We start from the raw sequence: 22,300 nt of genomic DNA on the forward strand, positions 1-22,300 counted from the left end.
AGCGACCCGCGGACCACCCCGTGAGCGACCCGCGGACCACCCCGTGAGCGACCCGCTCGTCGACCCCGACGACCCCACCGTGCTGTCCCCGCAGGCCGCGCGGGCGCTGGCCGAGCAGGTGGAGGACGCCCAGCTCGCGGCCGGCGCGGTGCGCTACGGCCGGGTCACCCGGGTGGGCTGCGCCCGGGTCGTGCTCAACCCGTCGAGCCCGTTGCCCACCGGCAGCTTCGCCGTCGGCCTCGACGCCACCTCCGCCGCGGTGGGCCGCACCCTGCTCGCGCTGGAGACCACCTTCGCCGACGCGGGCCGCAGCGAGGCCCTGGTCCACGCCTCACCGACCACCGTGCCCGAGATCCAGGGACTGGCCGACGACGCCGGCTGGTTCGCCGTGGCGGAGAGCCTCGTGGTCGTCCGGCTCAGCGCCCCCGAGGAGCCGGCGCTGCCCGTGCGCGAGGCCCGCGACGCCGACCTGCCCGGGGTGGCCGAGCTGCTCGCTGACGCGGTGGACCTGCCCGAGGACGGGCTGCCCTCGCTGGTGCGCCTGCTCGGCCACCGGCTCGACGACCCCCGCAGCCACGTCCTCCTCGTCGACGACGGCGACCTCGATCGGCTCGCCGGGGTCGCGGTCGGTCACGGCGGCGGCGCCGTGGGCCTGCTCGAGCACGTCGTCGTCCGCGCGGCCCGGCAGCGCCGCGGCATCGGGACCGCGCTGGTCGACGCGCTCGGCGGGCGTCTGCTCGCGGCCGGGGCGACGCTGCTGGCGGCCCAGGTCACCGAGGCCGCCGCGGAGGAGCACCTGGCGGAGGCGTGCGACTTCACCACCGCCTACCCGGTCACCACCTACGCCCGTCGCGTCGACGAGGAAGCGGGGTTCGGCGAGGAGTAGCGCCTACCCGGTCGCGGAGTAGGCGCCGGCGTCGATGTCCTCGAGCAGCCCGGGGCCGACGGGCTCCCAGCCCAGCAGGTCCCGCGTCGCGCCGGACGAGGCCCGCATGTCCATCCCGAAGAAGCCGCCCAGGAACCCGAGCTGCTCCGCCGCCCGCTCCCGCGGCACGGACCGCACCTCGGCACCGGTCACCCGGCCGAGCGCGGCGGCGATCTCCGCCGTCGGGACCCCCTCCTCGGCGACCACGTGCAGGACGCTGCCGGCGGGGGCCGACTCGAGGCCGAGCCGCACGCAGCGGGCCGCGTCCGTGCGCGCCACCGCGGCCCACGCGGCGGTGCCGTCGTCGACGTAGGCGGCGACCCCGGTGCGCCGGGCGGTGTCGGCCAGGACGGCGACGAACCCGTGGTCCCGGTGGCCGTGCACGGTCGGCGCGAACCGGGCGACGACGGTGCGCACACCCGAGTCGACATACTCCAGCGCGAGGTTCTCGGACCCGCCGCGAGGCGACTCCGGGCCGTGCATCGGCGACGGGTCCGACTCGACCGCCGCGCGCCCCTGCGCCAGCATCGCCAGGCCCGAGGCGACGACGAACGGCCTGCCCGTGCCCGCGAGGGTCTCACCGAGGGTCTGGACGGCGGCGCGCTCGGCGGCGTCGGTGGCCACCCGGTCGCCCCAGTCGTGCTTGTTGGCCAGGTGCACCACGCCGTCGGCGCGCTCCGCGCCGGCGCGCAGCGACCCGAGGTCGTCGAGGTCGCCGCGCAGCGGCGTGGCGCCCCGCTCGGCCAGGGCCCGCGCCGAGGCGTCCGAGCGCACCAGCCCGGTGACGGTGTGGCCCGCGTCGAGCAGGTCGGCGACGGTGGCGGTGCCGATCCAGCCGGAGGCGCCGGTGACGAAGACGTGCATGGGGATCTCCCGTCGGTGAGGGGTGACCGGCTCGATGTCAGTCACTGACATCAGCCTAGACCGTGATGTCAGTCGCTGTCATCACTAGGGTGGTGCGGTGGGCAGGTGGCAGGCGGGGACCCGGGAGCGGTTGCAGCGCGCCGCGCTGGAGCTGCTCGAGCGACGCCGTTGGGACGACGTCACCGCCGGCGACATCGCGGCTGCGGCCGGGCTGACCGAGCGGACCTTCTACCGGCACTTCGCCGACAAGCGCGAGGTGGTCTTCCACGGCCAGGAGCGGTTCGTCGAGGCCTTCCTCGACGCGGTCCGGGGGGCGCCCGCCGGTGCGTCGCCCATGGCGGTGGCCGCGGCCGCGGTCCGCGGCGGCGCGGCGTTCTTCCCCCCGGGCGGCCGCGACCGGTCCCTGGCCCGGCAGGCGCTGCTCGACGCGAACCCGCCGCTCGCCGAGCGGGAGCAGCACAAGCTGGCCGGGCTCGTCGAGCAGCTCGCGGCGGCGATGACGGCCCGGGGGGTCGACGCCGCGGCGGCCGTGCTGGCCGCCGAGACGGCGGGCACCGTCTTCCGCGTCGCCTTCGCGCGGTGGCTCGCCGCGGCGGACGCCCGGCCGCTGGTCGACGTCGTCGAGGACGTCCTGGCCGAGCTCCGCGACGTCACCGCGCGGTGGTAGGGGCGCCGGGCACGTCCCGTCGGGCGCGTCCCGGAATACCCCGGGCCGGTGCGGCGCTGGCTGCAGGGACGAGCAGGAGGGGGCGCGCGTGACCGACGTGCTGGGCCGGTGGTCCGGGGGACGGCTGGGCGGTCGGGGCCGCGGCCCTGGAACCGAGGTGCCCATGCCGGCCGAGATCTGGGTGCTGATCTCCGCCGCCTTCGTCATCGCGCTCGGCTTCGGCCTCGTCGCCCCCGCCCTGCCCAACTTCGCCGCGAGCTTCGACGTCGGGGTCACCGCGGCGTCCGCCGTCATCAGCGCGTTCGCCCTCATGCGGCTGCTGTTCGCCCCCGGGGCGGGCCGGCTGGTGCAGCGCCTCGGCGAGCAGCCCGTCTACCTCGCGGGCCTGCTCATCGTCGCCGCGTCCACCGGGGCGACGGGGTTCGCGCAGAGCTACTGGCAGCTGCTGGTGTTCCGCGGCCTCGGAGGCGTCGGCTCGACGATGTTCACCGTCTCCGCGGTGGCGCTGCTGGTGCGGATCGCCCCGCCCGGCATCCGCGGCCGGGTGACGGGGATGTACGCGTCGAGCTTCCTGCTCGGCAGCATCCTCGGCCCCGTGCTGGGCGCCCTGCTGGTCGGGTTCGGCCTGCGGGTGCCGTTCTTCCTCTACGCGGGCGCGCTGCTCGTCGCGGCGGCGGTGGTGTGGACGCGGCTGCGCGGCTCCGCGCTGGCCGCGCGCGTGACCGACGACGTCCGCCCCCAGCTGTCGTTCCGCGAGGCCGCCGCCCACCCCGCGTTCCGGGTCGCGCTGACCTCGTCGTTCGCCAACGGCTGGGCGGTCTACGGCGTGCGGGTGGCGCTGGTCCCGCTGTTCGCGACGACGGTGCTGGGGGCGTCGTCGAGCGTCGGCGGCTGGGCGCTGGCCGTGTTCGCCGTCGGCAACGTCGCCTTCATGGCGGCGTCGGGACGGCTGTCCGACACCCGCGGCCGCCGCCCGCTCGTCATCGCCGGGCTGCTCGTGCTCGGCGGCTCGACCCTGGTGCTGGGCCTGTCCGGCGCGATCTGGGTGTTCCTGCTGCTGTGCCTGCTCTCCGGGGTGGGGGAGGGGCTGCTCAACGCGCCCCAGCAGGCCACCGTGGCCGACGTCATCGGCAACGAGCGCCGCGGTGGCCCGGCCCTGGCGGGGTTCCAGATGTCGCAGGACCTCGGCGGCATCCTGGGCCCGCTCATCGCCGGCTTCGTCGCCCAGCACCTCTCGTTCGAGGTGGCGTTCGCGCTCACCGGGGTGCTGGTGCTCGCCCCGGTGCTGCTGTGGTCGCGGGTGCCCGAGACGCTGCCGGCCCGCGTCAGCACCGCCGACTGACCACGGCCGGTCAGCCCGCCGGGGACACGCCGATCGCCATGCCCACCAGGTAGGTCGCACCCGCGGCGATCACCCCGAACAGCAGCTGGCGCAGCGCACCCTTCCACCGCGGGGCGGAGGTGAACGTGGCGGCCACGGCGCCGGCGAGCAGCAGCCCCACGGCGCCGCAGAGCAGGCCGGCCAGCAGCGAGGCGAAGCCGAGCAGGTAGGGGACGATCGGGATGATGGCGCCGAGGGCGAACATGACGAACGACGAGCCGGCCGCCACGTAGGGGGAGGGCTGCTCGTCGGGGTCGACGCCGAGCTCCTGGGTGAGGTGCAGCTTGACGGCCTTCTCCGGGTCGGCGTGCACCTCGCGGGCCGCGGTCGTCGCGGTCGCCTCGCTCAGGCCCATGGCGCCGAACATCTCGGCGAGCTCGGCCTCCTCGGCGACCGGGTTGGTGGCCAGCTCGCGGCGCTCCTTGATCGCCTCCGCGTCCACCTGCTCGTTCTGGGTGCGCACGGAGGCGTACTCGCCCAGCGCCATGGAGAACGCGCCGGAGACCAGGCCCGCCACGCCGGTGAGCACGATCGTGCGCGGCGCGGCCCCGGCGGCCCCGATGCCCGCGACCAGGGAGACGTTGGTGACCAGGCCGTCCATGGCCCCGAAGACGGCGGCGCGCAGCCATCCGCCGGAGACGTCGGCGTGGCTGTGGCCGACCTCGTCGGCACCGGTCGGGTCGGGGGTCTGCGGCGCCGCCGGGTCGAGGTCGGCCTGGCGGGTGGGGTCCGTGCTCGTCACGAGGGGACACGCTACCTGCGTCCGGTCTCCACTGTGGACGAAGGTGAGGCTGCCCAACCCGTGGTGAGGCTGCCCTGCGTGGCCGTGGTCACCCGGCGCGGGCGCCCGCCCGCTGCGACCATCTCCCACCATGAGCGACCCCGCTGACGACGCCCCGCTGTGGCTGTTCGCCGACCAGCTCGGCGAGCACGTGCACTCCGGACCCGAGCACGCCCACCGCCGGGTGGTCCTGGTCGAGGCCGAGACCTCGCTGCGGCGCCGGCCCTCGCACCGCCAGAAGCTGCACCTCGTGCTCTCCGGGCTGCGCCACGCCGCGGACGGGCTCGGCGACCGCGCGACGCTGCTGCGCACCCGCACCTACCGCGAGGCCCTCGCGCAGGTCGGCGAGCCCGTGGTGGTCCACGAGCCGACCTCGCGGGCGGCGGAGGCCTTCGTGCACCGCCTGGCCGAGGAGGGCCTCGTCGCCGAGGTGCTGCCCAACCCGATGTTCGCGCTGTCCCGCGAGGACTTCGCCACCTGGGCCGACGGCCGCGAGCAGTTCCGGATGGAGACCTTCTACCGCGACCAGCGCCGCCGCTTCGAGGTGCTCATGGACGGCGACCGGCCCGTCAGCGGGCGGTGGAACCTCGACGAGGACAACCGGGAGCAGCCGCCGAAGAAGCAGACCACCCTCGGCGTGCCCGAGCCGTGGTGGCCGACCGAGGACGACATCGACGAGCAGGTCCGCGCCGACCTCGACGCGATGGACCTCGACACCGTCGGCGAGGACGGCCCGCGGAAGTTCGCGGTGACCACGGGCGAGGCACGGGCGGCGCTCGCGGCGTTCGTCCGCGACCGGCTCGCCGACTTCGGCCCCTACGAGGACGCCGTGATGGGCGGGGACTGGACCATGAGCCACTCGCTGCTCTCGGTGCCGTTCAACATGGGTGTGCTGCACCCGCTGGAGGCCGTGCACGCCGCCGAGCAGGCCCACCGCGACGGCGACGCCCCGCTGGCCAGCGTGGAGGGCTTCGTCCGGCAGGTGCTGGGGTGGCGGGAGTACGTCTGGCACCTCTACTGGCACCTGGGCGAGGAGTACCTCGACCGCAACGCCCTCGACGCGCACGCCCCGCTGCCGGACTGGTGGACCTCGCTGGACGCCGACGCGGTCACCGCGAAGTGCCTGTCCGACGCCCTGGCCGGGGTCCGCGACCGGGGCTGGGTGCACCACATCCCGCGGCTGATGGTGCTGGGCAACCACGCCCTGCAGCGCGGCTACGACCCGCGCGCCCTGACCGACTGGTTCGCCACCGCCTTCGTCGACGGCTACGACTGGGTGATGCCGGTCAACGTCGTCGGCATGAGCCAGCACGCCGACGGCGGCCTCATCGCGACCAAGCCCTACGCCTCCGGCGGGGCCTACCTGAACAAGATGACCGACCACTGCTCCGGGTGCGCCTTCGACCCCAAGGTGCGGGTGGGGGAGAAGGCGTGCCCGTTCACCGCCGGGTACTGGGCGTTCGTGCACCGCCACGAGGAGCGGATGAAGGCCAACAACCGCACCGCCCGGTCGGTGGCGACGATGAACCGCCTCAAGGACCTGGAGCCGCTGCTCGAGCAGGAGAAGCAGCGCGAGCAGTTCTAGTGCCCGCGCCTGGCACCCTGGTGGTGGGCGCCCCTGCCCGACCCCCGACGCCCGACCCGAGGAGCCGAACGACGTGAGCGCCAGGCAGCCCGCCCCCCGCCCGGTCCAGAGCCGACAGGGCCTGGTGATCGGTGTCGTCGCCGTCGTCGTGGTGGTCGTCGTCGGGCTGGTGTTCTGGAACAGCCAGCGCACGACCACGCGCAACGAGGGCTACGGCACCGCCACCGCCCCGGTCACGGTGGCCGACGCCGTCGTGCGCGTCGGCCAGCCCGACGCGGCCACCACGATCGACGTGTGGGAGGACATGCAGTGCCCGGTGTGCGCCCAGCTCGAGCGGGTGTACGGCCAGGAGCTGGCCCAGGCGGTCGACCAGGGCAAGGTCGCCGTCCGCTACCACATGCTGCACTTCCTCAACCCGAAGTCGGCCAGCGGCACGTACTCCGACCGCGCGGCCGGCGCGCTGCTCTGCGCCGCGCAGGGCGGGGGCCCCACCGGGACCGGCTCGGCGTACCCCGCCTACCACGCGTCGCTGTTCGCCAACCAGCCCGCCGAGGGCGCGAGCAGCGACCTGGGCAACGACCGGCTGGCCGAGCTGGCCCGCGCCGCGGGTGCGGCGGAGCCGGCGGTGCAGTGCGTCGCCGACGGCGCCCAGGTCGACGTGGCCGCGGCGGCGGCCGTCGCGGGGGAGCAGCAGCTGGCCACCCAGCTCGGCACCGAGAGCATCGGGACGCCGACGGTCATCGCGGACGGCCAGCAGGTCAACCTCAACGACTCGAGCTGGATCGCGAACCTGGGCTGAGCCCACCGGCTCCCGGCCCGGCGGGGGTGGTCCGGGGACCCCCGCGCGATGGTGTAACTTCCCTTCCGCAGTCACGGGGCTGTGGCGCAGCTGGTAGCGCACCACACTGGCAGTGTGGGGGTCAGGGGTTCGAGTCCCCTCAGCTCCACCCCGGACGTCGACGAGGGCCCCGCACGGATCACCGTGCGGGGCCCTCGTCCGTGCGCGTCCGGCCCCTCCCGGGGGCGCCCGCCGGAGGTCGCGGCGGGGGCCCCGGCGGGGGTGCGCGACGCCACCGCCGGGCGGCCCCGGGTGGCGGGGCGGGCCGGGCCGCCGAGCGCTACCATCATCCGCGACGACCTCGGTCGTGGACGTGCTGGTCCGGGTTCCCGCAGGGGATCCCGCGCAGTCAGGAGGAGCTTTGACGGCCCTAGCGCCACAGCCGGTTGCCACCCGGCCGTACCCCGCCCGGGAGGAGGTCCGTGGGTCCTTCGTCCGGAAGATGATCCACACGACCGACCCCAAGACGATCGGTCTGCTCTACCTGGTCACCTCGTTCGCGTTCTTCCTGGCCGGTGGCCTCATGGCGCTGCTCATGCGCGCCGAGCTGGCCCGGCCGGGCCTGCAGTTCCTCTCGAACGAGCAGTACAACCAGCTGTTCACGATGCACGGCACGATCATGCTGCTGCTGTACGCGACGCCGATCGTCTTCGGCTTCGCCAACTACATCCTGCCGCTGCAGATCGGTGCCCCCGACGTCGCGTTCCCGCGGCTCAACGCCTTCTCGTACTGGCTGTACCTGTTCGGCGGGCTCATCGTCATCTCCGGCTTCATCACCCCCGGCGGCGCCGCGGACTTCGGCTGGTTCGCCTACACCCCGCTGTCGGACGCGCTGCACTCCCCGGGCGCCGGCGCCGACCTGTGGATCATGGGCCTGGCCGTCTCCGGGCTGGGCACCATCCTCGGTGCGGTCAACATGATCACCACCGTGGTCTGCCTGCGCGCCCCCGGCATGACGATGTTCCGGATGCCGATCTTCACCTGGAACATCCTGGTCACCAGCGTGCTCATCCTGCTGGCGTTCCCGATCCTCACCGCCGCGCTCTTCGGCCTCGCCGCCGACCGCCACCTCGGCGCCCACGTCTTCGACCCCGCCAACGGCGGCGTCATCCTGTGGCAGCACCTGTTCTGGTTCTTCGGCCACCCCGAGGTCTACATCGTCGCGCTGCCGTTCTTCGGCATCGTCTCGGAGATCTTCCCGGTGTTCAGCCGCAAGCCGCTGTTCGGCTACAAGGGCCTCATCTACGCCACGCTGTCCATCGCCGCCCTGTCGATCGCGGTGTGGGCGCACCACATGTACGCCACCGGCGCGGTGCTGCTGCCGTTCTTCTCCTTCATGACGTTCCTCATCGCGGTCCCCACCGGGGTGAAGTTCTTCAACTGGATCGGCACCATGTGGAAGGGCCAGCTCACCTTCGAGTCGCCCATGCTGTTCTCCGTCGGCTTCCTGGTCACGTTCCTCTTCGGTGGCCTGTCCGGCGTGCTGCTGGCCAGCCCGCCCATCGACTTCCACGTGTCCGACACCTACTTCGTGGTGGCCCACTTCCACTACGTGCTGTTCGGCACGATCGTGTTCGCCACCTACGCCGGCATCTACTTCTGGTTCCCCAAGATGACGGGCCGGATGCTCGACGAGCGCCTGGGCAAGTTCCACTTCTGGGCCACGTTCGTCGGCTTCCACACCACGTTCCTGGTGCAGCACTGGCTGGGCAACGAGGGCATGCCGCGGCGCTACGCCGACTACCTGCCCTCGGACGGGTTCACCACGCTGAACACGATCTCCACGATCGGCGCGTTCATCCTCGGCGCCTCGACGCTGCCGTTCATCTGGAACGTGTTCAAGAGCTACCGCTACGGCGAGGTCGTCACGGTCGACGACCCGTGGGGCTACGGCAACTCCCTGGAGTGGGCCACGTCCTGCCCGCCGCCGCGGCACAACTTCACCGAGCTGCCCCGGATCCGCTCCGAGCGCCCGGCGTTCGAGCTGCACTACCCGCACATGACCGAGCGGGTGCGGCTCGAAGCGCACATCGGCGGTCGTGGTCACGAGGGGGGGGCGGCACCCTCGGAGAAGATCTCCAACGTCATCGAGCCCGACGAGACGAACGGCTCCGACGCGAAGTCGAAGTAGCACCGCACCCCGCACCGTGCCCCGACCACCCCCGGTGGTCGGGGCACGGTCGTGCCAGCCGCCCGCAGCCGGGCAGAGGAGGACCACGCCCGTGAGCGACCCCGCCGGTGAGCCCCACCACGCGCCGCGTCCGGTACTCGTCACCGTCACCGGACCGGACCGGCCGGGCGTCACCTCGGCGCTGTTCGGGGTGCTGACCGAGCACGAGGTCGACGTGCTCGACGTGGAGCAGGTGGTCATCCACGACCGCCTCACCCTGGGCGTCCTCGTCGACTGCCCCGGGGACCGCGACGCCCTGCGGGACGGGGTCGAGGCGGCCATGGCCCGGGCGGGGGTGTCCGTGGCCGTGGAGCTCGGCGCCGGCTCCTCGGTGCGGGTGGCCTCCACGCACGTCGTCGTGGTGCTGGGCCGGCCGGTCACCGCGCACGCCTTCCGCGCCGTCGCCGCGGTCCTCGCCGGGTCCGGGGTGAACATCGACGCGATCCGGGGCGTGGCGGACTACCCGGTCACGGGCCTGGAGCTGCAGGTCTCCACCCCGGTCGACGGGGCGCAGGCGGACGCGGCGCTGCGGTCCGCGCTGGCCGAGGTCGCCGCCGCCGAGGGGGTCGACGTGGCCGTCGAGCGCGGCGGCCTGGCGCGGCGGGCCAAGCGGCTCGTGGTGTTCGACGTCGACTCGACCCTGGTGCAGGGCGAGGTCATCGAGATGCTCGCCGCCCGCGCGGGCCGCGAGGCCGAGGTGGCGGCCGTGACCGAGGCGGCCATGCGGGGCGAGCTGGACTTCGCCGAGTCCCTGCACCGCCGCGTGGCCGCCCTGGCCGGGCTGCCGGAGAGCGTGCTCGCCGAGGTCGCACGGTCCCTCGAGCTGACCCCGGGGGCGCGGACGACGATCCGCACGCTGCGCCGGCTGGGCTACCGCTGCGGCGTGGTCTCCGGCGGGTTCACCCAGGTCATCGCGCCGCTGGCCGCCGAGCTCGAGCTCGACTTCGCCGCGGCCAACACCCTCGAGGTCGTCGACGGCCGGCTCACCGGCCGGGTCGTGGGCGAGGTGGTCGACCGGGCCGCCAAGGCGACCCTGCTGCGACGGTTCGCCGCGTCGGTGGGCGTGCCGATCGAGCAGACCGTGGCCGTGGGCGACGGCGCCAACGACATCGACATGCTGGCCGCGGCCGGGCTCGGCATCGCGTTCAACGCCAAGCCCGCGCTGCGCGAGGTGGCCGACACCGCCCTGAACCACCCCTACCTCGACGCGGTCCTGTTCGTCCTCGGCTTCACCCGGGCCGAGGTCGAGACCGCGGACGCCGCCGACGGCATCGTCCGCCGCGTCCCCATCCCGTGACCGGCTGATGGACACCACGACGCTGGCCCCGCTGCTCGACCCGCGGGGGCGCGGCACCCCCGACCCGCCCGACCCGGCCCAGGTCCTGGCCATGCCCGTGGTGCTGCGGGTGGAGCGCGCCGAGCCGCCGGCCCGCTCGGCCCTGCTCGCCGCAGCGGCGGCCGCGGCGCTGGCGCTGTGCCTGGACGACCGCTGCGCCCCCGAGGGGGAGTGGCACGAGCCCGTGCTGGCGTGGACGTCGACGCGCATCCGCAAGGTGACCCGGCGGGCCCGCGGCGCGCACTGGCGGGCGGCCGAGGAGCTGGCCGGGGTGACCGTGGACGTCGGCGGCGCGCAGGCCCGGGCGCTCGTGCCCGGTCCGGTCGGCGCGCTCGACCCGCGGGTGCGGCGGCTGCAGATCAGCGGCACCGAGCTGCCCGACGACGAGCCCGGACCCCCCGCGACGGGGCACCCCGTGCTGTGGTGCGACGCCGGGCTGGAGATGACCGTGGGCAAGCTGGCCGCCCAGGTGGGGCACGCGAGCATGCTGCTCGGCGCCGCGCTCGCCCGCACCGACCCGGACCGGCTGGCGGCCTGGCACGACGCGGGCCTGCCGTGCGCGGTCCGCGACGCGGGCGGGGCGCACTGGCGCGGGCTGGTGGCCGACGCGGCGGCCGGCCGGGCGGTGGCGGTGCGCGACGCCGGCTACACCGAGGTGCCTGCGGGCTCGACGACCGTGGTCGCCACCTGGCCCTGACGGGACCGGGAGCCGGTCAGGACGACGGGTGGGTGGGGGAGCCCGCGACGAGGTCGCGCACCCGGTTCCAGCGCGCGTCGTAGGCCGGGCCGAAGCGGCGCCGGGCCCGCTCCACCCGGGCCGGCGGGTACCACCGCCGCGCCCACCACGAGCGGGGCTTGGCCAGCCGCACGGCCCCGACGAGGGCGACGGGGGGCAGCAGCGTGCCCACCACGGCGGTGACGAGCTTGCCGCGCAGCGCGCACACCAGGCCCGCGACGAGCCCCACCCCGTGGTAGCCCAGGGTCAGCAGCTGCAGCCGGGGGTTGTCCGCGTGCACCCCGAAGGTGAAGCCGGCGACGAGCATCCCCGTCAGGACCAGCACGCAGAACATCGCGTCGACCGAGGCGCGGCCCTCCGCGGTCCAGTAGACGTCGTCGAGGTAGAACAGCAGCGCGAACTCGTCGAGGGTCAGCGAGACCCCCACCCCGAAGCCGGCCGCGGCCAGCCGCAGCGCGGTGCCGGTGAGCTCGCCCTCGATCAGGGCGAGGCCCGTGCCGACCATGATGAGCACGCCGAACACCTGGTGGTGCAGGTGGACCCCGCCCAGGGACAGGTCGCGCAGCGCCCCGCCGGCGCCCGCCGCCCGGATGCGGCGCGTCACCAGCCGGGTGAGCAGGAACGTCACCAGCATGGCCAGGAACATCCAGGTCACCGGGCGGGCGGCCGCCGGCGACCAGCGCGACGCCTCGGCCAGCAGCACCGGGGAGCCCACCGTGGCCGGCCCGCTCACGAGTCGGCGGCGGCCAGCCGGGTGAGCGCGGCGCGCACCACGGCCGGGTCGGTGGTCTCCCAGAACGGCGGCAGCGAGGCCCGCAGGAACCCGCCGTAGCGCGCCGTGGCCAGGCGCGGGTCGAGCACCGCCACCACGCCGCGGTCGTCGACGCTGCGCAGCAGCCGGCCCACCCCTTGGGCGAGCAGCAGCGCGGCGTGGGTGGCGGCCACACCGAGGAAGCCGTTGCCGCCGCGGGACTCCACCGCGCGCTGCCGGGCCACCAGCAGCGGGTCGTCGGGCCGGGGGAACGGGATGCGGTCGACGAGCACGAGCGTCAGCGACGGGCCGGGCACGTCGACGCCCTGCCACAGCGACAGCGTGCCGAACAACGAGGTGGCGTGGTCGCGGCCGAACTTCTCCACCAGCAGACCGGTCGCGTCGTCGCCCTGGCACAGCACCGGGGTGTCCAGGCGCTCCCGCATCGCCGCCGCGGCCGCCTTGGCCCCGCGCATCGAGGAGAACAGCCCCAGCGTGCGGCCGCCCGCGGCGCGGACCAGCTCGGCGATCTCCGTGAGCTGCTCCTCGCCCGCCCCGTCGCGGCCCGGGGGTGGCAGGTGCTTCGCCACGTAGAGGATCCCGGCGCGCGGGTGGTCGAACGGGGAGCCCACGTCCAGCGACGTCCACCGGGCCGTCCCGGTGTCCGACGGTGGCTCCTTCCCGGTCGCCACGGCCGTCTCCGCCCGGGACGACGACTGCGCGGGCAGGCCCCACTGCACGGCCAGGGCGTCGAAGGACCCGCCCAGGGCGAGCGTGGCCGAGGTGAGCACCACCGTGGTCTCGTCGAACAGCTTGGTGCGCAGCAGGCCCCCGACGGCCAGCGGCGCCACCTTGAGCAGGGCGCCGCGCCGCTCGTCCTGCGCCAGCCAGACCACGTCGCGCCGCTTGGCCGGGTCGGGCTCGTCGAAGCCGGTGAGCACCCGCACCGCCGTGTCGTGGACCTCCTCGACCAGGGCCAGGGCGGCGGTGCGGGCGGCCGCGGCCTGCGGGTCGTTCGCAGCGGCCCCCGGCGGCATCGGCCCGATCCCGCTGCGCACGGCCCACGCGGCGTCGCGCACCGCGGCCAGGCACGGCCCGGCGCCGTCGGGCACCGACGTCCACTGCCCGGGCGGCATCGCGGCCAGCAGCATGGCCAGGTCCTCGCCCGCCGCCTCCAGCCGGTCGACCTCGCGCTCGTCGGCGAGCTTCGCGGCCCGGTGCGCGGCGGCGGTGACGGCCCCGGAGTACAGCTCGGCGGTGGCCACGGCGGTCACCCGGTCGACCAGCTCGTGGGCCTCGTCGACGACGACCAGGTCGTGCTCGGGCAGCACCGCGGCGTCACCGACCGCGTCGATGGCCAGCAGGGCGTGGTTGGTGACGACGACGTCCGCCCCGCCCGCCCTGGCCTTGGCCAGCTCGGCGAAGCACTCGTCGCCGACGGGGCAGCGCGCGGCGCCCAGGCACTCCCGGGCGCTCACGCTGACCTGCCGCCAGGCCTGGTCGCTCACCCCGGGGTTGAGGTCGTCCCGGTCGCCGGTGGTCGTCTTCTCCGCCCACTCGGTGAGCCGCTGCACCTCCCGGCCGAGCCGCGAGACGGCGAACGGGTCGAACAGCTGCTGGTCCTCGGGCTCCTCGGGGGCGCCCGAGGCCACCCGGTGCAGGCACAGGTAGTTGCGCCGGCCCTTGAGGATCGCGAACTCCGGGCGCCGGGACAGCGAGCCGGCCAGCGCGTCGGCCAGCCGCGGCAGGTCGCGCTCGACGAGCTGGCGCTGCAGCGCGATCGTGGCCGTGGAGACCACGACCGTGCCCCCGGTCTGCACCGCGTGGCGCACGGCCGGCACCAGGTAGGCCAGCGACTTGCCGGTCCCGGTGCCCGCCTGCACGGCCAGGTGCTCCCCGGTGTCGATGCTGTGGTCGACCGCGGAGGCCATCGCCACCTGGCCGGTGCGCTCGGACCCGCCCAGCGCGGTGACCGCGGTCGCGAGCAGGTCGGTGGTGCTGGCCGCCATCAGCGGGCCTGCCCGGGCGCGAGGTACCGGGTGGGGACGGCGGGCTCGCCCTGGGAGAGGGCCACGCCCTCCCACGGCAGGCTGCGCAGCCCGGCGGCGACGAGCTCGCGGCCCGCGGCCAGGTCGGGCAGGTCGGCCACCGGCTCGCCGCCGCGCACCAGCGGACGGGTCAGCACGCGGTCCCCGGACCGGGCCGTGGGGGCCTCCCCGGCGGGGTGGACGAGCTCCTCCACGACGGTTCCCGTGGGCCGGGCCGCGCGCAGGGCGGCCTTGACCCCGCCCCGGGTCTCCTTGTGGCTGCTGCGCTTGGCCACCGGGATCCCGTCGACCTCGACGAGCTTGTAGACCATGCCCGCGGTGGGGGCGCCGGACCCGGTCACGACGGAGGTGCCCACGCCGTAGCTGTCCACCGGGTCGGCGCGCAGCGCGGCGATGGCGTGCTCGTCGAGGTCGCCGGAGACCACGACCCGGGTCCCCGTGGCGCCGAGGGCGTCGAGCTGGGCGCGGGCCGCGCGGGCGTGCACCCCGAGGTCACCGGAGTCGATCCGCACCGCGCCCAGCCCGGGGCCCGCCACGGCCACGGCGGTCTCGATGCCGCGGGTGATGTCGTAGGTGTCCACCAGCAGCGTGGTGCCCACCCCCAGCGCGTCGACCTGGGCGCGGAACGCGGCGGCCTCGTCGGGCCCGTCGCCCGTGGTGTGCAGCAGGGTGAACGCGTGGGCGCTCGTGCCGGCGGTGGGCACGCCGTGCCGCGCGCCGGCGGCGAGGTTGGACGTGGCGTCGAAGCCGGCCAGCCAGCAGGCGCGGGCGCTGGCCACGGCCGCCTCCTCGTGGGTGCGCCGCGAGCCCATCTCGATCAGCGGCCGGCCCGCCGCGGCCCACACCATCCGGGCCGCGGCCGAGGCGACGGCGCTGTCGTGGTTGAGCACCGAGAGCACGAGCGTCTCCAGCACCACCGCGTCGGCGAAGCTGCCCGTCACCCGCAGCACCGGGGAGCCGGGGAAGTAGAGCTCGCCCTCGGCGTAACCGTCGACGTCACCGGTGAAGCGGTAGTCGCGCAGCCACCGCAGCGTCGTCGCGTCGACCACGGGCCCGAGCGCGTCCAGCGTCGCCTCGTCGACCCGGAAGTCGGCCAGCAGCTCGAGCAGCCGGCCGGTCCCCGCCACCACCCCGAAGCGGCGGCCGTGGGGCAGCGAGCGCGCGAACACCTCGAAGCCGCAGCTGCGCGCGGCCGTGCCGTCGGCCAGCGCCGCGGAGACCATGGTCAGCTCGTAGCGGTCGGTCAGCAGCGCCGAGCTGGGGCGGGCACCGGGCGGGCGGCTGTCGGGGGACACGGGGCCAGACTCTACGAGCGCACCGACGGCCGGCGAGCGGTTCCGGTGGCGGCCGGGGTGTCGATACCCTCGGGGCCATGTCAGCGCCGCTCGAGGTCGAGCAGGTCGAGCAGACCACCGAGGAGGTCGCGGCCACCGACCGGCCGTGGGTGACGGTGGTGTGGGACGACCCGGTCAACCTCATGCACTACGTGACCTACGTGTTCCAGAAGCTGTTCGGCTACTCCAAGCCCAAGGCGACCGAGCTGATGATGCAGGTGCACCAGGAGGGCCGGGCCACCGTGTCCTCGGGCACCCGGGACGCGATGGAGAACGACGTGCGCCGGCTGCACGAGGCCGGGCTGTGGGCCACCCTGCAGCGCGACTCGTAGGCTGGGCCCGGTGCAGCGCTGGTCCCGACGTCCCTCCCTCTCGGGACCCCGGCTGCGCAGCTCCCTGGACCAGGCCGAGGCCGCGGTGCTGCGCGGCATGGTCGGCTCGATCGACGAGATGCTGGCCGAGCGGGCCGCGGACGCGCCGACCGACGAGCTCGCCGCGATGACGGGCCTGCGCACCGGCAGCTCCGTGCCGCCCGAGGACGCGACGCTGGCCCGGCTGCTGCCCGACTTCCACCGGCTCGACGAGCTGGGCCCGGACGAGGTCGACGGGGCCGGCGCGGACTCCGCCGCCGCGCTGCGCAGCCTGCACGAGCCCGAGCTCATCGACGCCAAGCGCGAGGTGGCGGCCGTCGTGCTCGCCACCTGCCCGCCCGAGGGCGGCAAGGTCTCGCTGAGCCCCGAGGAGGCCGACGCCTGGCTCGCGGCCATCAACGACGTCCGGCTCTCCCTCGGGGTGGTCCTCGACATCGACGCCGACACCCCCGACGAGCTGCCCGAGGACGACCCCCGCGCCGGGCACCTCGGGGTGTACCAGTGGCTGACCTGGGTGCAGGACTCGCTGGTGCAGGCCCTGCTGCCGTGAGCCCGGCCGGCCGCCACGACGCGCTCACCGACGTGCCCGGCCTGGCCGTCGGCCACCACCAGCGCCTCGAGCCCGGCTGGGCGACCGGCACCACGGTGGTGCTCTGCCCCGGCGGCGCCACGGCGGGGGTCGACGTGCGCGGCGGGGGCCCCGGCACCCGGGAGACCGACCTGCTCGACCCCAGCCACCTCGTGACGCAGGTGCACGCCGTCGTCCTCACCGGCGGCAGCGCGTTCGGCCTGGCCGCGGCGGACGGGGTGGTCGGGTGGCTCGACGAGCGCGGCCACGGCCTGCAGGTGGGCCTGCAGCCCGGCCAGGTCGTGCCCATCGTCCCGGGTGCGGTGGTGTTCGACGTCGGCGTGGGGGACTGGGCGCACCGGCCCGACGCGTCCTTCGGCCGGGCCGCCTGCGACGCCGCGGGTACCGGCCCCGTCGCGCAGGGCTGCGTCGGCGCCGGCACCGGGGCGCGGGCAGGGGTGCTCAAGGGCGGGGTGGGCACGGCCAGCACCGTGCTCGACGACGGGCCCGCGGCGGGGCGCACCGTGGCCGCGCTCGTCGTGGCCAACCCCACCGGCGCCGTGGTCGACCCTCGCACCGGCCTGCCCTGGGAGCACGAGGACCGCGACGCCCGGGCCACCGACGCCGAGCTCGCCGCGCTCGCCGCCCTGGCCCACCCGTCGGTCGCGCTGAACACCACCATCGGCGTCGTCGCCACCGACGCCGCGCTGTCGAAGCCGCAGTGCCGCCGCCTCGCCGTCACCGGGCACGACGGCCTGGCCCGGGCGGTCCGGCCCGCCCACTCGATGCTCGACGGGGACACCCTGTTCGCGCTGGCCACCGGGGACGGCGCGGGGGTGCCGGTCGCGGTGCTCGACGCGGTGGCCGAGGCGGGTGCCGCGTGCGTGGCCCGGGCGATCGGGGCCGCGGTGCTGGCCGCGACGACCACGGCGGGGGTGCCCGCCTGGCGCGACATGGTGCCGTCCCTGGCCGCCGCCCGGGGCTGAGCGGTGCGGCGGCTGCGGGCGGCCGAGCGGGAGCTGGCGGAGACGGTGCTGGCCGGGACGGTGGACCTCGACCGGGCGCGGCTCAGCGGTGCCGTCGGGCTCGGGGGCCGGGCGTTCACCGTGCCGCTGCCGGGGGTGGGCGCGGTCCTCGCGCTGGGCCGCGGGGTCCACGACCCCACCGGGTACACCGGGTTCGGGTCGGGGCCGACCGGGGTGCGGGCGCCGGGGCAGCTGCTGGTCCACGCGCTGGTGCACGCCTGGCAGCTCGAGCGCCGTGGGGCGGTGGCGTACCTGTGGCGGGGCGCGCGCGAGCAGCTCGGCGGCGGTGACCCCTACGCCTACGGGCCGCAGGTGCGCCCGTGGGAGCAGCTCGGCCTGGAGCAGCAGGCGGCCGTGGTGGACGGCTGGTTCGCCGGGTGGCTGGGGCCGCCGGGGCCGCAGTCCGGGGAGCCGCCGCGGAGCCGGTCGAGCCCGTGGTGGCCGGTGGTCCGCGACGGCCTGCGCGGCGGCGCCTGAGCCCGACGACGCACCGGCCCCCGGGGCCTGCGCCGGTAGGATCGGGGACATGACCAGCACCCAGCACGGGCCCCGGGTCCCCACCGGCGCGAGGGCGGTGTGGCTGCGCGCCGCGATCGTCATCGGCGCCTTCGTGGCCGTGCTGTGGCTGCTGGAGGTCGTCGACGCCGTGCTCGGCGGCCGCCTCGACGGCGCCGGGGTGGAGCCGCGCTCCGTCGACGGGCTGTGGGGCGTCGTCTTCGCGCCGCTGCTGCACGCGGGCTTCGGGCACCTCGCGGGCAACACGGTCCCGCTGCTCGTGCTCGGCTTCCTCGTGCTGCTCACCGGCATCGCCCGGTTCTTCCTCGTCACGGCCAGCACCTGGGTCGTCGGCGGGCTGGGCACCTGGCTGGTCGCGCCCTCCGGGACCCTCCACCTCGGGGCCTCGGTGCTGGTCTTCGGCTGGCTGACCTACCTGCTGGTCCGCGGCGTGCTCAACCGCAGCCCCGGCCAGGTGGTCCTCGGCGTGGTGCTGCTGCTCGTCTACGGCAGCGTGCTGTGGGGGGTGCTGCCCGGGGCGCCGGGCATCTCCTGGCAGGGCCACCTGTTCGGCGCGGTCGGCGGCCTGCTCGCGGCCGTGTGGCTGTCCCGCCGCGGTGACCGGCGCCGCTCGGGCGTCCCCACGTACCGGGCGTGAACCGCGACGCCCCGGTCGGGGTGTTCGACTCCGGGGTCGGCGGGCTCACCGTCGCGCGGGCGATCATCGACCAGCTGCCCGACGAGCACATCCTCTACACCGGCGACACCGCGAACGGCCCCTACGGCCCGCTGCCGCTCGCCGAGGTCCGCCGCCACGCCCTGGCCGTCGCCGACGACCTCGTCGAGCGCGGCGTCAAGGCCCTCGTCATCGCCTGCAACACCGCCTCGGCCGCGTGCCTGCGGGATGCCCGGGAGCGCTACCCCGTCCCGGTCGTCGAGGTCGTGCTGCCCGCCGTCCGCCGCGCCGTGGCCACCACCCGCTCCGGGCGCATCGGGGTGATCGGCACTGCGGGCACCGTCCGCAGCCGCGCCTACGACGACGCCTTCGCCGCGGCCCGCGACGTCGAGCTGACCACCGTCGCCTGCCCCCGCTTCGTCGACTTCGTCGAGCGCGGGATCACCACCGGCCGCCAGGTGCTCGGCCTCGCCCAGGCCTACCTGGAGCCGCTGCAGCGCGCGGACGTCGACACCCTCGTCCTCGGCTGCACCCACTACCCGCTGCTCTCCGGCGTGCTGCAGCTGACCATGGGCGACCCGGTGACGCTGGTGTCCAGCGCGGAGGAGACGGCCAAGGACGTGGTCAAGGTCCTGACCCGGGCGGACCTGCTGCGCGAGCACGGCGGCGACCCGGCGGTGCGCACCTTCGAGGCCACCGGCGACCCCGAGAGCTTCGCGCGGCTCGGCCGTCGCTTCCTGGGCCCCGAGCTCGTCGGCGCACCCGCCCCGGCCCGCGGCTGACCACGTCGGGTCACCCCTTGGTCACCGGCTGCACGTCCCGCTGGTGGGGGCCGTGGCGCACGGCACACCCCCGCGCAGGCGTGGCAGCATGAGCCCATGCTGCTCACGATCCTCGGGTGCTCGGGAAGCGTGTCCGGCCCGGACTCGCCGGCCTCGGGCTACCTGCTGCAGGCGGCCGGTGCGCCGCCGGTCGTGCTGGACATGGGCGGGGGCACCCTGGGGCAGCTGCAGCGCTACGTCGACCCCGCGCAGGCCGTGGTGCTGCTCAGCCACCTGCACGCCGACCACTGCCTCGACGTCGCCGGGCTGCTGGTGTGGCTGCGCTACCACCCGGTGCCGTGCACCTCGACGCTGCGGCTGCACGGCCCGTCCGGCTCGGCGCTGCGGCTCGGCGCCGCGTCGTCGGAGGTCCCGGGCGAGGTCGACGACATCTCCGACGCCGTCGAGGTCCACCACTGGGTGGACGGCGGCGTGATCCGGCTGGGCGAGCTGACCGTGCGCTCGCAGCGGGTGTGGCACCCGTGCGAGGCCTACGGGCTGCGCATCACCGACGGCGCCGGCACGACGCTGGTCTACACCGGGGACACCGCGCTGCGCGACGACGTGGTCGAGCTGGCGCGCGGCGCGTCGGTGCTGCTGGCCGAGGCGTCCTGGACCCACGCCGACGACCGGCCCGTCGGCGTGCACATGTCGGGCACCGAGGTCGGCCGGCTGGCGCAGCGTGCCGAGGTGGGCGAGCTGCTCATCACCCACGTGCCGCCGTGGACGAGCCGGGAGGCCGTGCTGGCCGAGGCGCGCGCCGAGTTCGACGGTCCCGTGCGGGCGGTCGGGGCGCGCGAGCAGATCGAGGTGACCCCCGCCGAGACCGGGGGCGGCGTGGCGGGCGGGGCGCTGCCCGGGGTGCCCGGCGGCGTCCGCGCCTAACCGACCCGGGCGTCCGCGGCGCTCGAGCCTGCACGACGCGGCGTCGCGTGCTCCCCTGGGGCGACCGTGTTCCCCAGCTCCAGGAGGTACCCCGTGGTCGACGTGCAGCGCACGTTCTCCGTCCGCCGCCCGCCCGAGGAGGTCCTGGCCTACCTGGCCGACTTCGCCCACGCCGAGGAGTGGGACCCGGGCACCGTCTCCTGCACCCCCGAGGGCGAGGGGCCCGTGCGGGTCGGCTCGACCTGGCACAACGTGTCCAAGGTGCTGGGCAAGGAGACCGAGCTGACCTACGAGCTGCAGGAGTGGACGGACCGCCGCGTCCTGCTGGTGGGCAAGAACAAGACCGCCACCTCGAACGACGACATCACCGTCGAGCCCGACGGCGAGGGCTCGCAGATCACCTACTCCTCGCACATCGAGTTCCACGGCGTCGCCAAGGTGGCCGACCCGTTCATGGGCCACACCTTCGAGAAGCTCGGCGACGAGACCGTGGAGGGCATCACCAAGGCCCTCGACGGCAGCTAGGCCCCGCCCGCCGGTCATCCGGGTGTGACCACCGGGCAACGCGACCGACACGCACCGGGCGAAGGATCGGACCCATGCTGTCGGGGCGCCCACTGGTCGACCCGGACCCGCCCGTCGAGGTGACCGCGCTGCTCGGGGAGCGGCGGGGGCGGTCCGGGTCCGGCCCCGTCCTCCGCGAGGCGCGCGACGGGGCCGACCTCGCCGCCCACGCCGCGCTGCGCCGGGCGGTGTTCGTCGACGAGCAGGGGATCTTCGACCGCGACGACACCGACGAGTTCGACCGCGACCCCCGCACCGTCGTCCTCGTGGCGCGCGACGCCCGCGGCGAGGTGGTCGGCGGGGTGCGGCTGCACCCGGCCGGCCCGGGCCCCGACCTGGGGTGGTGGCACGGCGACCGGCTCGTGGTCCGGCGCGACGCCCGCCGCGGCGGGCTGGTGGGCCCCGCCCTGGTCCGGGCCGCCTGCGCCCGCGCCGAGGCCCACGGCGCGCTGCGCTTCGAGGCCGACGTGCAGCCCGCCAACGCCCGGCTGTTCACCCGGCTGGGCTGGGACGCGGTGGGCGCCGGCGTGGTCCACGGCCACCCGCACGTGCGGATGCGCTGGCCCGTCGGCCGGGTCGCCGCCCTCGTCGCCGCGACCAAGGCCCCGCTGGCGGCGCTGCTCGCCGGTGCGGGAGGTTCCGGTGGTGCGGCTCTCGGGGGCCCCGGCTTCGTGGGTGACGACGCCGCCCCGGTGCCGGGCAGCGACCTCGTGGCCGCGAACGACGCCATCGTCCCCTCGATGGTCGAGCGCGACCCGGAGTGGGCGGGGTGGTGCGGGGTGCTGGTGAACCTCAACGACCTCGCCGCGATGGGCGCCGCCCCGGTCGGCCTGCTCGACGCCGTCGCCGGGCGCGACGCCTCCTTCGTCAGCCGCGTGGTCGCCGGCCTGCGCCGCGGCTGCGAGGCCTGGGGGGTGCCGCTGCTCGGCGGGCACACCCAGCTCGGGGTGCCCGCCGCGCTCAGCGTCACCGCGCTCGGCCGGACGCCGCACCCGGTGCCCGCGGGTGGCGGACGGGTGGGCGACGCGGTGCGCCTCACCGCCGACCTCGGCGGCGGCTGGCGAGCGGGGGCGACGGGGCGGCAGTGGGACTCCTCGAGCCACCGCTCGGGCGCCGAGCTGCGCGCGATGCACGCCGGGGTCGGCCTGGCCCGGCCCCACGCGGCCAAGGACGTCTCGATGGCCGGGGTGGTGGGCACCCTGGGCATGCTGGCCGAGGCCTCGGGGTGCGGGGCGGTGCTCGACGTCGTCGCCGTGCCCCGTCCCGCGGGCGCCGGGGTCGGGGACTGGCTGACGTGCTTCCCCGGTTTCGGCATGCTCACCACCGAGACCCCCGGGGCGCCGGGCCTGCCCGCCGGCCCGGCCGTGACCGCCGAGTGCGGCCGGCTCGTCGCCGGCGCCGGGGTGGCCCTGCGGTGGCCCGACGGGGCGACGACGGTGGCCGTGCCCGGGGGCGTCACCGGGCTCGGCGCGGCCTGAC

Annotated in this window: 21 protein-coding genes, 1 tRNA gene and 1 pseudogene; 18 read left to right on the plus strand and 5 right to left on the minus strand. The window is 75.9% G+C overall.

All coding sequences use genetic code 11. The features are described from left to right. Positions 1-43 precede the first annotated feature (43 nt). Positions 44-886 carry a GNAT family N-acetyltransferase gene (locus ACYVOF_RS11425; protein WP_460866563.1) on the plus strand — a complete coding sequence of 281 codons (843 nt, stop codon included), beginning with the start codon at positions 44-46 and terminating at the stop codon, positions 884-886. A gap of 3 nt (positions 887-889) precedes the next feature. Here the strand turns inward: ACYVOF_RS11425 and ACYVOF_RS11430 are convergent, their stop codons facing one another. Continuing rightward, positions 890-1,789 (minus strand): SDR family oxidoreductase, encoded by a 900-nt coding sequence (locus ACYVOF_RS11430; protein WP_460866860.1) that lies wholly within the window; start codon positions 1,787-1,789, stop codon positions 890-892. 97 nt (positions 1,790-1,886) lie between these two features. On the opposite strand from ACYVOF_RS11430, the gene ACYVOF_RS11435 reads away from it, so the two are divergent. Further along, complete coding sequence (locus ACYVOF_RS11435; RefSeq protein WP_460866564.1) at positions 1,887-2,456, plus strand: TetR/AcrR family transcriptional regulator; 570 nt, start codon at positions 1,887-1,889, stop codon at positions 2,454-2,456. A gap of 163 nt (positions 2,457-2,619) precedes the next feature. Next, positions 2,620-3,798, plus strand: coding sequence for an MFS transporter (locus tag ACYVOF_RS11440; protein WP_460866862.1), 1,179 nt, complete (start codon positions 2,620-2,622; stop codon positions 3,796-3,798). Positions 3,799-3,808: 10 nt separating this feature from the next. Here ACYVOF_RS11440 and ACYVOF_RS11445 read toward each other — a convergent pair whose 3' ends face one another. Further along, positions 3,809-4,462 carry a VIT1/CCC1 transporter family protein gene (locus ACYVOF_RS11445; RefSeq protein ID WP_460866863.1) on the minus strand — a complete coding sequence of 218 codons (654 nt, stop codon included), beginning with the start codon at positions 4,460-4,462 and terminating at the stop codon, positions 3,809-3,811. A gap of 247 nt (positions 4,463-4,709) precedes the next feature. Here ACYVOF_RS11445 and ACYVOF_RS11450 point away from each other — a divergent pair, with 247 nt between their 5' ends. From ACYVOF_RS11450 to ACYVOF_RS11475, 6 genes are all read left to right on the plus strand, one after another. Continuing rightward, complete coding sequence (locus tag ACYVOF_RS11450) at positions 4,710-6,203, plus strand: cryptochrome/photolyase family protein (RefSeq protein ID WP_460866566.1); 1,494 nt, start codon at positions 4,710-4,712, stop codon at positions 6,201-6,203. A gap of 73 nt (positions 6,204-6,276) precedes the next feature. Continuing rightward, positions 6,277-7,002 carry a DsbA family protein gene (locus ACYVOF_RS11455; RefSeq protein WP_460866567.1) on the plus strand — a complete coding sequence of 242 codons (726 nt, stop codon included), beginning with the start codon at positions 6,277-6,279 and terminating at the stop codon, positions 7,000-7,002. A 75-nt stretch (positions 7,003-7,077) separates the two neighbouring features. After that, positions 7,078-7,150, plus strand: a tRNA-Ala gene (locus ACYVOF_RS11460). Positions 7,151-7,402: 252 nt separating this feature from the next. Then, the gene (gene ctaD, locus ACYVOF_RS11465) at positions 7,403-9,172 is read left to right on the plus strand and encodes an aa3-type cytochrome oxidase subunit I (protein ID WP_460866569.1); all 1,770 of its coding nucleotides are present in this window, start codon (positions 7,403-7,405) and stop codon (positions 9,170-9,172) included. Between the two features lie 91 nt (positions 9,173-9,263). After that, a complete protein-coding gene (gene serB, locus ACYVOF_RS11470) occupies positions 9,264-10,508 on the plus strand; it encodes a phosphoserine phosphatase SerB (protein WP_460866570.1) in 1,245 nt (414 codons plus the stop codon). 7 nt (positions 10,509-10,515) lie between these two features. After that, positions 10,516-11,244, plus strand: a complete 729-nt coding sequence (locus ACYVOF_RS11475) for a peptidyl-tRNA hydrolase (RefSeq protein WP_460866572.1) — start codon at positions 10,516-10,518, stop codon at positions 11,242-11,244. Positions 11,245-11,260: 16 nt separating this feature from the next. Here ACYVOF_RS11475 and ACYVOF_RS11480 read toward each other — a convergent pair whose 3' ends face one another. Genes ACYVOF_RS11480 through ACYVOF_RS11490 form a run of 3 tightly spaced genes read right to left on the minus strand, consistent with a single transcriptional unit; the run spans position 11,261 to position 15,305 of the window. After that, positions 11,261-12,016: a hypothetical protein gene (locus ACYVOF_RS11480; protein WP_460866574.1), complete on the minus strand. Its 756-nt coding sequence runs from the start codon at positions 12,014-12,016 to the stop codon at positions 11,261-11,263. Further along, complete coding sequence (locus ACYVOF_RS11485) at positions 12,013-14,043, minus strand: ATP-dependent DNA helicase (RefSeq protein WP_460866575.1); 2,031 nt, start codon at positions 14,041-14,043, stop codon at positions 12,013-12,015. The genes ACYVOF_RS11480 and ACYVOF_RS11485 overlap by 4 nt, the downstream gene beginning before the upstream one ends. Further along, on the minus strand, positions 14,043-15,305 hold the full coding sequence (locus tag ACYVOF_RS11490) for a nicotinate phosphoribosyltransferase (RefSeq protein ID WP_460866864.1): 1,263 nt from the start codon (positions 15,303-15,305) through the stop codon (positions 14,043-14,045). Before ACYVOF_RS11490 ends, ACYVOF_RS11485 begins: the two co-directional genes overlap by 1 nt. 149 nt (positions 15,306-15,454) lie before the next feature. On the opposite strand from ACYVOF_RS11490, the gene clpS reads away from it, so the two are divergent. The 9 genes and pseudogenes from clpS (at position 15,455) to ACYVOF_RS11535 (ending at position 22,299) form a co-directional block, all read left to right on the plus strand. Then, on the plus strand, positions 15,455-15,748 hold the full coding sequence (gene clpS / locus ACYVOF_RS11495; protein ID WP_460866577.1) for an ATP-dependent Clp protease adapter ClpS: 294 nt from the start codon (positions 15,455-15,457) through the stop codon (positions 15,746-15,748). A 10-nt stretch (positions 15,749-15,758) separates the two neighbouring features. Continuing rightward, the gene (gene aosR / locus ACYVOF_RS11500; RefSeq protein WP_460866578.1) at positions 15,759-16,337 is read left to right on the plus strand and encodes an oxidative stress transcriptional regulator AosR; all 579 of its coding nucleotides are present in this window, start codon (positions 15,759-15,761) and stop codon (positions 16,335-16,337) included. Beyond that, positions 16,334-17,341, plus strand: coding sequence for a P1 family peptidase (locus tag ACYVOF_RS11505; protein ID WP_460866580.1), 1,008 nt, complete (start codon positions 16,334-16,336; stop codon positions 17,339-17,341). The genes aosR and ACYVOF_RS11505 overlap by 4 nt, the downstream gene beginning before the upstream one ends. A gap of 3 nt (positions 17,342-17,344) precedes the next feature. Next, a complete protein-coding gene (locus tag ACYVOF_RS11510; protein ID WP_460866582.1) occupies positions 17,345-17,857 on the plus strand; it encodes a hypothetical protein in 513 nt (170 codons plus the stop codon). A gap of 49 nt (positions 17,858-17,906) precedes the next feature. Beyond that, on the plus strand, positions 17,907-18,533 hold the full coding sequence (locus tag ACYVOF_RS11515) for a rhomboid family intramembrane serine protease (RefSeq protein WP_460866584.1): 627 nt from the start codon (positions 17,907-17,909) through the stop codon (positions 18,531-18,533). Continuing rightward, a pseudogene (gene murI / locus ACYVOF_RS11520) lies at positions 18,530-19,337 on the plus strand (glutamate racemase); the annotation flags it as partial. The gene ACYVOF_RS11515 and the pseudogene murI, both read left to right, overlap by 4 nt. A 92-nt stretch (positions 19,338-19,429) precedes the next feature. Continuing rightward, positions 19,430-20,257, plus strand: a complete 828-nt coding sequence (locus ACYVOF_RS11525) for an MBL fold metallo-hydrolase (protein ID WP_460866585.1) — start codon at positions 19,430-19,432, stop codon at positions 20,255-20,257. A gap of 93 nt (positions 20,258-20,350) precedes the next feature. Then, the gene (locus tag ACYVOF_RS11530; RefSeq protein ID WP_460866587.1) at positions 20,351-20,782 is read left to right on the plus strand and encodes an SRPBCC family protein; all 432 of its coding nucleotides are present in this window, start codon (positions 20,351-20,353) and stop codon (positions 20,780-20,782) included. Positions 20,783-20,856: 74 nt separating this feature from the next. Further along, positions 20,857-22,299, plus strand: a complete 1,443-nt coding sequence (locus tag ACYVOF_RS11535; RefSeq protein WP_460866589.1) for an MSMEG_0567/sll0787 family protein — start codon at positions 20,857-20,859, stop codon at positions 22,297-22,299. Position 22,300: the final 1 nt, after the last annotated feature.

The organism is Rhodococcus aerolatus, assembly GCF_054783215.1.